The sequence below is a fragment of the uncultured Cyclobacterium sp. genome, assembly GCF_963976465.1.
Classification (GTDB): domain Bacteria; phylum Bacteroidota; class Bacteroidia; order Cytophagales; family Cyclobacteriaceae; genus Cyclobacterium.
In genome coordinates, this window is the sequence record NZ_CAXBOC010000004.1 from 17,424 (window position 1) to 30,656 (window position 13,233).

Sequence of the window (13,233 nt, forward strand, 5' to 3'; positions counted from 1 at the left end):
TTTCCCCTTATTTACATATAGCAAACTTACAGAAGCATTTTAGAGAATTTACCACTTAAATGGGATTTATTTCGACCGAAGCAATTAAATCTTTACCTACCCAACTATTTCCTACTGACTTTTTAGTCTTTAAAATGAAAGAATAAACACTTATAAATCAATAAGTTTATCTGCCGGTGAAAATAAAAACTTACAATGAAAGGTTGTCATCAAGCCATTTGGTTTCCTTGTTATTTAAATTGAATAAAAATTATTTCATAAATAAAAGGTTTCGTTATATAATTGGTCAGTTAGATGGATGATTTTAAGAAAATAATAGATAATTTTATTGTCAAATAACCATTAAATTATTGAAATTTCTCCTTCGAAATGGATTACTAAATTGGAAACTAGGAAATGTTCCCATAAATTCGAAAGGTGTAGCGTTATTTATCCTACTAAAAATACAATGAAAGATTCCGATGTACTGTTGTTAAAAGCCATGGCCTTGGACAATGTGAAAGCATTTGAAGCCATTTACAATAAATATTGGGAGCTATTAGTGAGGCAGGCTTATGCCAAACTGGGCGACTCTTCAGAAGCAGAAGATTTGGTGCAGGATATTTTTTTAACCCTCTGGAATAACAGAAAATCCTTAGCCATTCAAAAAGACCTCAAGGTGTATTTGCTCACTGCTGTAAAATATAAGGTTTATAGGGTCATTTATAAAAGAAAGTTTTTATGTGATATAGCCGGGCTTGATGAGGTTCAAATGAAATCTGAAGCGCCCAGAATCTTGGAGTTTGAAGAATTGTACGAAAAAATTGAAGTAGCCATTAATAAATTGCCTAAAGGGCAAAGAGAAACTTTTAAGTTAAGCAGAATTAATCAACTTTCTACAAAAGAAATAGCCTCCAAATTGCAGATTGCCCCTCAAACAGTACACAATAAAATCCATATGTCTTTACTTTTTATCCGGGCAGAAATAAAGAATTATCTTTTAGGTTAACTGTTAATTCCAAATAAAATTTTAAAAATCTATATTTTTTCTCTTTCAATATCTTTAATATTTAGAGGTGATAGTCATTGTATAGTTAGCTCATTTAAGTTTTTTTAGGAAAAATTTAAAATAATGCCTTTTTTTTAGGTAGTGTTCTAAGTTTTTTAACACTTAGTATATATAGAAGAGATATTATGAATTTTCCAAATCATATTTTGCGGCTCATTAAGAAGGAATTAGAAGGTAAGCTAAGTCCTGAGGAAAGATTGATCCTGAATGAATGGTATGAAAATCTTGACAATTCGGATGAGGTTGATTTTGATTCCAGAAAAGAGAAAAATTTAAAGAGATTAAGAGCTGTTATGGCACCAAAGCCCAGTTATAAAATTGATTTCAGTTGGATAGGCTGGGCAGCTGCAGTAGTGATTGTTTTTATTGGAATGTTTGAAGTTTATAATAATAAATATTCAACCGAACCGACCGTAGAGACTGTAGTAGAAGAGCGTTTTGAAGAATTTGTAAACCCTCGAGGAGTAAGGCGGCAGCTTACATTGCCAGACGGGTCTAAGATTTTTTTGAATGGGAATAGCAAGGTGAAAATAAGCAAGCAATTTTCAGCCAATAGGAAGGTGTTTTTGAAAGGGGAGGCATTTTTTGATGTGGAGAAAGATTCGGCCAATCCTTTTGTGGTAGTAACAGAGGGGCTAGAAACTAGAGTGTTGGGTACAGAATTTACTGTAAGCGCATATGAAGATAAACCACAGTTTGTAGCTGTCAAAGAAGGTAAAGTCAAGGTGTCGGAGGCCCATGAAGAAAAATCTACCGAAAGTAATTTTTTAACCGCCAATGAGCAGTTGACTTTTAAGGAGGGAATAGGTTTAGGAAGCAAACAGCGGATCAATCCGGATAAAAAGTTTGCCTGGATCAACGGTAAAATAATATTTGATAAAACGCCTATCAATGAAGTGTTCTCAGTCTTGTCTGACTGGTATGGTTTAGAATCTGTAGAACTGAGTGATAAAAATATGAACTGTTTTGTTACAGGGACTTATACCAGAATGACCTTAGAAGATATTATGGAATCAATTAAATACGCTACTGGAATTGCCTATGAGATAAACGGAAAACAATTAAAAGTTAAAAAAGGGAATTGCTAAAAGTGGCGCTAGGTCGAAGTAGCGCCACTATAGAAAAGCAATTCATTTACAAATGAATTACATTTAACCATTACAAAATTATGAAAAAAAAGTTACTCATCCTTTTTTTGAGGATTACTATGCGGATATTTTCCATTGCTTGCCTATTTTATTTAGGCTTGGGAGTAGGTTGGGCATTTAATTCAGATGCTCAAATAATGAAAGAGGCCAAGGTCGTTCTTTCTCCTGAAGCCGAAACTTTGGTTGACATTTTTGATCAGATAGAACGCCAAACTGATTTTAACTTTGTGTATGAAATTGCGCTAAGGAAGGATGAAGTTTTGAATATCGATCTGGGAAAATCGAATGTTGAAGCTGTACTTGAAGAAATTTCAAGGAATAGCAACCTAGTATTTAAACAGATAAATCACACCATTACCGTTGCCGATAAAACGCCTGAAGATCATTCTGCGGAGGCAGCTGATGTTATGAAAATTATCACCGGTACCATTGTTGATGAAAATGGAAGTCCAATACCCGGAGCCACCATTTTGGTAGAAGGAACAAGTATTGGTACAGCCACAGATTTAGATGGTAATTTTTCTATCGATGCTCCCTCAGGCGCTGTTTTATTAATTTCTTTTATTGGCTATGAGTCGCTAAAGGTAGACGTAGGAAACCAAACCAAATTAAGCATCACCTTGAAAGAAGATGAGGCTGCTTTAGATGAGTTCGTTGTGGTAGGGTACGGTTCCGTAGAAAGAAGGGAAATTACCGGTTCAATTGCTTCTATTGGTAGACAAGATATTGTGAGTGAACCTACTTACTCTTTTGAAAGCTTACTTCAGGGTAGGGCTGCCGGAGTGGATGTTGTGGCAGATAGCTACAGGCCTGGTGCAGGAGCTACCGTAAGGATTAGGGGAGCAAGGTCTTTGGTGGCCGGAAATGATCCCTTGATCGTAATGGATGGTATTCCTATTGCAGGGAATCTTATGGATATTAACCCTTCCGATATCGAATCCATAGAGATTCTTAAAGATGCCTCTGCCACTGCTATTTACGGATCTAGAGGGTCAAATGGTGTGATTTTGATTACCACAAGAAGAGGTTATTCAGGTGGAACGCAGATTGAATACAGTGCGTTTGCCGGCATTCAAAATATAGCCAATAAAGTGGATTTGATGGATGCAGCGGCTTTTACTGAAATGCAGAGAGATGCAGCCAGACAACAAGGGTCTTATACCACAGATGAGGATTTGTTTTTGGATTGGGAATTAGAAGGGATTCAAAATGGTGTTGACACCGACTGGCAGGAAGAAGCCTTTAAAACCGGCTTCCAACAAAATCACCAGCTGAGTGTTAGAGGCGGAACAGAAGACACCAAATATGCCATATCAGGAACGTATTTGGATCACAAATCTATTGTTTCTAACAACGATTTTTCTCGATTTGTAGGAAGGTTAAACTTGGATCAAGAAGTCAGTGATAGGTTTAGAGCCGGAGTATCCGCTCAGGTAACTACTAGTGAAGAGTATCGAGGAGGCGATTTTGGTAGCATTATCCTAAGGAGTCCTTTGGATTGGCCGGAAAGAGCTGAAGGAGCCCTATCAAGTGAATTTGCAGTAGGGGAGAGTTTTCCGACTTTGGCCTTAGATAGAGATTTGTACATCGATAGAAGAGACAGAACACGTATCATCACCAATATTTATGCTGAGGCAGATATTATCGAAGGATTGAGTTATCGATTTAATTTTGCTCCCGATTTGACTTATTACGATAGAGGAACCCATACTTGGCAAACCTCTACGGCTAGTGTGGCGAATAGCAAAACCAGCAATATTTTGTATGAGAATATTGTTAACTATTCCAAAGACATAGGTACAGATCATAAAATCCGAGCAACAGGTTTGTACAGTGTTCAGAATTTCAGAGAAACAGGTTCAGGTGTTTCTGTTCGTGGCTTGCCTTTCGAACAACAACGTTACCATAATATTGGAACTGCTGAAGAGACTACCTCTAGAAGCTCTTATTTAAGTGAGTGGGCGCTTGAATCATATATGCTTCGATTGAATTATTCAATGAAGGACAAATACATTGTGACCATGACAGGAAGAGTGGATGGCTCTTCCAGACTTGCAGAAGGTAATAAGTACGGCCTTTTCCCTTCAATGGCCTTGGCTTGGCTGTTGGATAAAGAAGATTTTATGTCCAATAATTCAATCTTTGATGAATTAAAACTTAGAGCCAGTTATGGCGATGTAGGAAACACGGGTATTGCTCCATACCAAACGCAAGGAAGAGTACAAAGAGTTGGTTATGCATTTGGTGACCAATCTGTTTATGGTTTTCAAAGTGCTGAGTTGGCCAATTCGGAATTGAGATGGGAAAGGACTAGGCAAATTGATATAGGTGTAGATTTCTCCTTATGGAACAGTCGAGTAATGGGTACTTTTGGTGTTTATCAGCAAAGAACAATTGATTTGCTTATGAACAGACAATTGCCTCCAACCTCGGGTTTTGCAAGTACCTTAGAAAATGTAGGTGCCACCAGAAACAGAGGGATTGAGTTCAATGTCTCTGTGGTGAATATAGAAGCCAAAAGACCGGGAGGGTTTAGATGGACTACAGACTTTGTTTTCCATGCCAACAAAAATGAGATTACTGAATTGTATGGAGGCAAAGAAGATGATCCTGGTAACTTATGGTTCATAGGGCAACCAATAAACGTATATTATGATTGGGAGTATATTGGCGTTTGGCAAGAGTCTGAAAGAGATTTGGCCAATTCATATGGCGCCAACCCGGGAGATATGAAATTGAATGACATCAACAATGATGGAAGAATAGGGGCGGATGATAGGATTTTATTAGGATCTGATGTTCCTAACTGGACTGGTAGTTTAAACAATAGAATAACTTATAATAATTTTGATTTTGCTTTTTTCATTTACACCACTCAGGGGATAAACATTTTCAGTGAGGCTGGTGGGACTTCTCTAGGGGGGATGCTTAACCTACGTCGAGGTTATAACCTAAACTCAAGAGATGTTAATTATTGGACACCGGATAATCCAAGTAATGAATACCCTCAACCTAGAGTTAGAGGACATGATTATTCTACGCCTATGGGTTATTTTGATGCAAGTTTTGTTAGGGTGAGAAACATAACTCTAGGTTATAGTCTTCCTGATAAGCTATTGGATCGATGGGGTTTACGTAAATCCAGAATTTATTCAGGAGTACAGAATCCTTTTACTTTTACCTCATTTCCAGGACTTGATCCTGAAGGGGCAAGAGATCTTGATATGCCAAATTACAGAACCATTTTGTTCGGTATTGAACTTGGATTTTAAACCACTAATGTCTAAAAGATGAAATCAATAATAAAATATATACTTGGATTGGCTGTCTTCAGTACCAGCATAAGTTGTGCTGACTTGACAGAAAATATGATTACAGACACTGTTGCTGATGTTCAATTTTCTACAATAGAAGGGTTGGATGAAGCTTTGGTTGGTGCTTATGTACCTTTAAGATGGTACTATGGGCGGGAACCCGGACTATTGATGAACCTATTTGGAACGGATATGTTCATGGAAGGGCAAAGCTATAATTCAGAATGGGACAATTATGGTCCCGGATTAAATGCTTCAACGGTGCTTTCTCCATCAGGTGATGTGCTGGTGTGGGAGCATTTTTACAGAGGAATCAATTATGCCAATACGGTAATATCCAGAGCAGATGGTATAGAAGGGATGAATGAAACCACTAAATTGGCGAAAATAGCAGAGGCAAAATTTTTGCGTGCGCACTATTATTTCGTCTTAGTACAGCATTTTGGTCCCGTTCATTTGACTTTGGAGGAAACAACAGGTGTAGAATTGGAGGCTTTTAGAACTTCTGAGGAGGAAGTTTATCAAGCAATTATAGCAGATTTGGAATATGGTATGGAGCATCTTCCTTTAGAACAAGTGCAATATGGGAGGCCTACCTATGATGCGGCTACCAACCATTTGGCAAAGGTACACTTAACCATTGGCAATTGGGAGAAAGCTGCAGAACTGGCAATCCAGGTAATTGAAGGCGGAAGACATCGGTTATTAGACAATTATGCAGATGTATTTGATCCTTTTAACCAGAGGCATGATGAGGTAATTTGGTCGGTACAGTGGGGAGATGACACGGAGGTAAACAATCCCGGAAATGAACTTCAAAGGTACTTAGGCCCAAGGCAATGGTTGCTGCCAGGTTTAATTGGTGATGATATGTATCATGTTGGTATTGCTCGTTTTTGGCCTACAGATTTTACCCTGACTACCTTGTTTGGAAATGATTACAGGAATGAAGGCCTGCATATCAGGAACGATTCTCGATATAGCGTTACTTTCAAGGAAGCTTGGCTTTACAATGACGAACCTAATGTTCCTGAAGGTTTTTCTATTGGAGATACTGCTGCTTGGTTTACCAATGATCCTATCAGACAGGAATATTCCCAGGAACAAATTGATGCGGCACCTTATAGGTTGGTAATTATTGAAGACAGAAATGATGTATTTTCTCCAACTGTTCAGAAGCATCGCTACCCTTACTTACGAAACAATGGCAGGGATTATATGTACATGCGTTTAGGAGAAACTTACCTAATTGCTGCAGAGGCATTGATGATGCAGGGCAAGCTGGATGAAGCAACCTACTATTTCAATATTTTGAGAAAAAGGGCTGAATTCCCGGGTGGAGAAGAAATTCCTTTAATCACACCGGATGAGTTGGATATCGATATGATCCTTGACGAAAGAGGAAGAGAGTTGGCCGGAGAATTGCATAGGTGGCCTGATTTGAAAAGAACAGGGAAGCTATTGGAAAGGGTGAAAATGTACAACCCTAATGCTGCACCCAATATTCAAGAGTACCATATGCTTCGTCCCATTCCTCAAAGTCAAATTGACCGAACAAAGAATGATTTCCCTCAAAATGATGGTTATTAGTATCTTTGCTCGCAAGAATTTGATTACTGAGGAAAGCATTTTGTGAAATAAAATTCCTTAGTGGACATAATTTGCCCCCTTCAGCTTTTAATAAGCCAAGGGGGCATTTTTTTAAACCCGGATTATGTAATAGGATTTCTCCGCCCTGACAAGGTCAGGGGTGAAGCCTGTCCCGTGTTTACGGGAAGTGTTGCAATCGCAAGAAAATCAGGCTGTTTGGAGATTTTAGCATAGCACCGCTATGGTGAAATTGAAAACAGCAACAAAGTGGCTGATTTTGAAGCGATTTCAGCACGTAATAGATTGTCTATTTCATATTTCGGGTTAAACCTTATTGATAGAAACACCATGGAGTATTTAGCATTGTCATTTGCATTTCATGGAAACCCCTTTCCTCAAAGTACGGTGTTGGTGCTTATACTTATTTAAAGTTGTAGCTGATGGTTTCTTTTTCTCCGTTGGTAATTACTTCTAAAGTAACCTTATCACTACCTATTTTTGTTTTTGATCCCAATTGAATATCTAGTTGAGGGGCTTCTTCCCCTTGAAAAGGAACCAAACTTGTAATAAACCGCACACCATTTTTCTTACCATCCCATTCTTTACTAAAAGAAAATGCCGGACGAGGCTCTTTTATGGTATAAATAAAAGAAACTTGCCCTTCTTTTTCGTTTAAGCCTAATTTTGTTGTATCGTGCGCTTTTATAGAAAGATTATAGCCATTTTGAAACAAGGTCTGGACCGAAAGGTTTTCTTTGTCCATCGAAACCTTACCGGGGGCGAGTTGAAAATTTAAATCCAGTATACCATTCTCAGTCCCAATGGCCTCATCCACTAGAATAAAAAATGATTTGTTGTAGAATATTACCGCTCTACGGTGGGCCATTCCTTCATAATTTTGATTTTCAACCACTAGAATATCATGTTTTTCTCCGGGTTTCCATAGTAATAATTTTGGTGCATAATTAATGTTTTCCCCATTTAAAGTAAGGGTTTGGTGTACTTTGCTCTGCCTGAACCAAGCTCTCCCTTCCGGATCACCACTATAAATAAAGCTACCGGAATCAGGAGTGAGATTTCTTCCTCCGGCAAAAAGAGAAAAGGTCCCATTGTCCGGTTGACTATGTCCGCCTCCGTTGGGGCCACATTTTAATACCAAGGCAATGGCTGAAGGATCCCAAGAGCTTCGCATGGAATAAAGCCCACTCTGAGGGAAAGCAAAAGCCGTATTTTCGGGTTTGTTGCCTTCTTTTCCTTCAGTGGCCACATACAGAAAATCTGGTCTGTCAAAGAGTTTGGCATATACTTTAAGTTTATCGTAATGTTGTCCGGGGCTTCCTGTCCATGCGTCTCCAAATTGAGGAGTTGTACCATCAGGAAAAGCAAGCTTCATGGGAACCTCAGCCATTTTCTCAATCATCTTCAGGTAATCTTCAGAAAAAAGATCCGCCTTGCCATTCATTTGAGCAAGTTCATAGGTCCTCAAAAACCAACTTATGCTTCCCATATGATACCCAAAAGCCAATTCTCTTTGGTGACCATCAGGATATACTTGTTCGTGAATCTCATTGTTAAAACGCTTGATCGCCTCATTCAACCATTGGTCTGAGTCTATGAATTCAGGAAACGTCATGGCGATAAAAGCCATTCCTTCAGCCTCCATTAAGGCCCAATTGCTTCCAGAACTGTATTTGGTCATTAGGAAGTCAGCATGATCATACATACTACTAAGGAAGAATACCAGGGCCTCCGGACTGAAATTAGGGGAGTGAAGAAAATAATTGAATAGGTGGGTCCACCTGTTTCCTCTAATACCGGCTTCTATAGATCGCCATGCCAGTTGATGATTTTCATCTCTTGGGTTTTTTATTACCCAGTCAATAAGTTGTTTGTTCCATTCTTGGGCATACTTTTCATCCCTTTGCGCTTTGTAAACTTTTCCCATGCTTTGCCAGAAGACCATTCTATTAAGCTGCCATACCCATTCTTTATCTTTTACCGGTTGGGTTTCCCAATTGATGTCCCAGCCTACAAAGGATGGTGGATAAGCAGGTTGGCCTACCATCACATGTTTTAGGGCATTTTCAGCATAAATAAAATCCTTGGATGAAGGTTTTCCATTATAGTTTTTGTTGTCGGAAGGATGAGCTAAACCTGTTCTACTCCTAAAATATTCCAGTAAATACCTGGCAGCCAATATAGGGTTGTCAATATTGGCCTTTACTTTTTGTGTGAGGTTTAGCTTTTCAGATATCTTTTGCCAATTGTTAAGAAAATGCTCGTTTGGAACGGCTGTTGAAGTTTGTGTTCCATTGTGTTGAATTATATTGTAATTTCTAAGCTGGCTGAAGTTGTTGGTAGATTTGATACCCATACCTCCATTTGTCTGAATGGTGTTTTGAGCGATGGTAAGTTGACTATTGCCCTTATAAAGATTTTCTAAAAGCAAACCGTTTCGATCATTGCCTTCCAGGAGGTTGTATTTGATTTCCACAGCATGAGATTCATTGACCTGTATGCCATCGCCTTTGTTACGGCTGCTTTCATTGTTGACGATTTTAACGTTTTCACAAAGACTGGCCATTATACCGGAGCCCCATGGTGAATTACTAAATCGGCTATTGGAAATTTTGATATTGCTCGATTGGAAAAGATGGAGGTTATGATGAATGCCTTTACCGGGAACAACATTAGAACCATTGTCACTAAAATCACAATCGATGATGTTTACTTTATTTGCTCCGCGTAGTGAAACCCCATTTTTGGTAAAGTTTCTTACCGTAAGGTTTTCCAAATGAATATTTTGGATTTGACCTGGGAAATCAGCAGACAATACCAAGCCCTCCCTTCTAGGAGCTGATTGTCTGGCGCGAGCCCTTCTACTTTGATTGGGATCATATTCTGCTTCAGCACTTGACCTACCCTCGATCACAAAATTTTTAAGCGTAATGTTTGCTGTTGAAGGGTTTAGGTTGCCAATGGTTATTCCTCTCAGTTGCTCTTCAAGCAAAAGAATGGTGGATAATCCAAAGCCTTCTAAATGAATATCATCGGGTAATATTAGTGGGGCCTCCAATACGTGCACACCTTTTTCAAGGAGTATTTTTTGCCCAGATTTTTGAGCCTTTACAATGGCCTGTTGAATTGATTGTCCTGCTTTTACATTTATATAATCTGTTGGAGTTTTGCCTAATTTTGCTCTGGAGGCACCACTTTGCTTTCGCGCAAGCGATAGCGGAGTTTTTGTTATTGATGAAGATTTTTTTGATTGGGCTTTTTGAGCGACTAAAAACTCCCAGCTTGACTCATTCCTTGTTTTTTCGATCGCCTTTTTTGAATATGGCATGGGAATATTTTTAATATCAGTGTAGTGTGTATATACAAATTCATAGATATCTCTGAACTCACCACGTCCACGTTGAGAAATAATTCCATAAACAGGAACTTCATTGCCAAGCATGAATTTTGCACTGTATTCAAAACCTAAAGCCAGTCTATTGTCAGCCACTGAATAGAAGTCTACTCCCTGTGTCCAGGCAACCTGAGCAGCTTTGGCAAATTCTCCTAAACCCAATTGAACATGGGGCCAATCCCTTGTTGTTTCTTGGATTTGCCCGTTGGGGTAAATGTATTTGGAGATACTCCCATTGTTAGGTCCCCAGAAATACCTGTCTACTGCTTCTTTAAATATTTCAGGTCGATTCGTAAAAACCCCAATTCCAAGCATGGTATTGATCATGGCTGCATCCCAGTTCCCGTTGGCTTCTGTGAAAAAGTCTCTGATGTATGGGTAAAATACCGTAAGCATTAATTGCTCAAATTTTTGGATTTCTTCCGGATCCCAACCAGAATCGCTATACCGTAAAATCTCTGCTGCATTCAGGAAGTGTTGACCGGTCAGTGCTGCGATGAGCTTTGCATCATTGTCATCAAAATCCCATAACCTTTCGGCCCAGGCGTTGATTATTTCTATGGACTTTAATGCATGTTGCTTATCTGAAGAAATGTACCAGAGCAAAGCCTGTCTGTAGGCTTCCAAGGCTCCGGCCGAAAGTTCTTTATGTCCTTCCCCTTTGCGACCATATGAGCCCCTCACTACATGGGTAAATGCTTGGGGTTGAAAATCAATTGATGCTTCATTTTTAAGGTTCTCATAGGCTGTTTTCCATGGTTCTTTCTCTTGAACCACCTGAGATTTCATATAATCCAAATCAGCTTGGTTTTGTAAAATACCGGGATGTACAAATGAGGTAGGATAGATCAAGTCAGATTTTACATCAGCAAGCTGAGCAAAGCTATGGGCCCCTAACAAAAATGAAAAAGCAAAAACTGTTAGGGCTAATAGGAATGATTTCATAGGTAGTTTTGAGTTTTATATTGCGTGAAAATATACGAGTATACAGGCAAAAATGAAAGTGAAAAATGGATGAGGGGGAGCGACCGGTATTGAGAATAAGGAGAAAATAAAGCGATAATTCATTTTTTAGAACAACCTGTCTAGGAACATCAAAGAAGCCCAACTATGGTTGGACAATATTTTAAATATGGCTAGTAGTGAAATAAAAATGATACTCAAAATGATGATATAGGTTACTTCAGCAAGTTTTTAGGAGAGTATAATTAATATTAATTGAAATAATAAAGGAAAAAATATTTGATAATATATAAATTTTTAAATTTTAGTAGTATTATTAAGTGTCATTTGACTTTAATGATAAAATTTAGTGTTTGACATCATTTTATTCTAATGATTTTTAAGAAATTATTCACCAAACCGCAAATCAATGAAAAATGTACCAATTAAAAGTTGTTGGGGGGCTTATCTCCCTACTAGTAAAGCCATTGTAAGCTTAAATGTATTAATTGCATTATTAATGATATCTAGTTTCGGGTACGGTAACAGTTTTGTCTCGAAAGCATTTCACCCCGCTAGCCCCAAACCAAGAGCTGAAATTACCGGTACGGTCGTAGATGTAAATGGTGAACCGATCCCCGGGGTTACGGTTTCTGTACCCGGCACTGGCAGTGGTACTGCTACTGATTTGGATGGGAAGTATAGGATTAATGTAGATGAAGGGGCAACATTGGTTTTTTCATTTATTGGATTTGTCTCACAAAGAATTCAAGTTTCTGACCAAAGCATGATTAATATAACACTACTTGAAGATACATCGGCCCTCGATGAAGTGGTGGTTGTAGGGTATGGCACCCAAAAGAGAGAAAATTTGACAGGTTCCGTTTCCGCTGTGAATTTTGATGAAGAACTACAAAATAGGCCTTTAACCAATGCATCTCAAGCATTGAGTGGTCAAGTACCAGGCGTTTGGATCAGTCAGAATTCAGGAAAACCCGGAAGTGATGGTGCTCAGATCAGGGTTAGAGGATGGGGAACATTAAATAATTCAAACCCACTTATTCTTGTAGACGGTGTGGAGGCATCAATAAACGAGATTAACCCAAATGATATTGAAAGCATGACAGTGCTAAAAGATGCGGCAAGTTCGGCTATTTATGGTTCAAGAGCAGCCAATGGTGTTGTCTTGATTACCCTTAAATCAGGAAAATTTGGTGAAAGGACTAGTATTAATATTGGAAGTTATGTAGGACAGCAAAGCCTTGGGAGAAGGTACAACATTATTGAGAATAGTGTGGAGTACATGGGCATGTGGAATCAAGCTTTGGCAAATCAAGGCGGAAGCCCCTTGTTTCCAGAAACAGTGATCAATGATTTTAGAAACAATAATGATCCTTATGTATATCCAAACACTAATTTTTTTGATGAGGTTTTTAGGAATGCACCCATTACAGAACACAATATTTCGGTAAATGGAGGTTCTGAGCAAACCAAATTCTATGTATCAATGAACTATTTAGATCAGGATGGGATCATGCTCAATTCTAAATCAAACCGATATGGGTTGACTGTAAATTTGGAAACTAAGCTTAAAGATTGGCTTACGATAGGAGGAAGGCTTAATGGCATCAAAAAAGCCTCTGAAGAACCATTTAATTTGGGTCGGATGATGTATATTTTTTCTAATGGAGGTTACCCTTTTACAGCTCCCTATACTGAAGATGGAAGATTTGGATCAGTGCAAGCGATTAATAGTGATGGTAATACAATTGTCGGAAA

At 38.6% G+C, this 13,233-nt stretch carries 6 protein-coding genes; 5 read left to right on the forward strand and 1 reads right to left on the reverse strand.

Translation table 11 applies throughout. The annotated features are described in order from the left end of the window. Positions 1-448: 448 nt before the first annotated feature. From AAC037_RS00730 to AAC037_RS00745, 4 genes are all read left to right on the forward strand, one after another. A complete protein-coding gene (locus tag AAC037_RS00730) occupies positions 449-988 on the forward strand; it encodes a sigma-70 family RNA polymerase sigma factor (RefSeq protein WP_339900892.1) in 540 nt (179 codons plus the stop codon). A 185-nt stretch (positions 989-1,173) separates the two neighbouring features. Continuing rightward, positions 1,174-2,136 (forward strand): FecR domain-containing protein, encoded by a 963-nt coding sequence (locus AAC037_RS00735; RefSeq protein ID WP_339900894.1) that lies wholly within the window; start codon positions 1,174-1,176, stop codon positions 2,134-2,136. Between the two features lie 80 nt (positions 2,137-2,216). Further along, positions 2,217-5,468: a SusC/RagA family TonB-linked outer membrane protein gene (locus tag AAC037_RS00740; RefSeq protein WP_339900896.1), complete on the forward strand. Its 3,252-nt coding sequence runs from the start codon at positions 2,217-2,219 to the stop codon at positions 5,466-5,468. 18 nt (positions 5,469-5,486) lie between these two features. After that, positions 5,487-7,100, forward strand: coding sequence for a RagB/SusD family nutrient uptake outer membrane protein (locus tag AAC037_RS00745; RefSeq protein WP_339900897.1), 1,614 nt, complete (start codon positions 5,487-5,489; stop codon positions 7,098-7,100). 421 nt (positions 7,101-7,521) lie between these two features. On the opposite strand, the gene AAC037_RS00750 is transcribed toward AAC037_RS00745, so the two are convergent. Then, positions 7,522-11,457 (reverse strand): heparinase II/III family protein, encoded by a 3,936-nt coding sequence (locus AAC037_RS00750; RefSeq protein ID WP_339900899.1) that lies wholly within the window; start codon positions 11,455-11,457, stop codon positions 7,522-7,524. A 427-nt stretch (positions 11,458-11,884) separates the two neighbouring features. Here AAC037_RS00750 and AAC037_RS00755 point away from each other — a divergent pair. After that, a partial coding sequence (locus AAC037_RS00755; RefSeq protein WP_339900900.1) for a SusC/RagA family TonB-linked outer membrane protein occupies positions 11,885-13,233 on the forward strand: 1,349 nt, incomplete at its 3' end.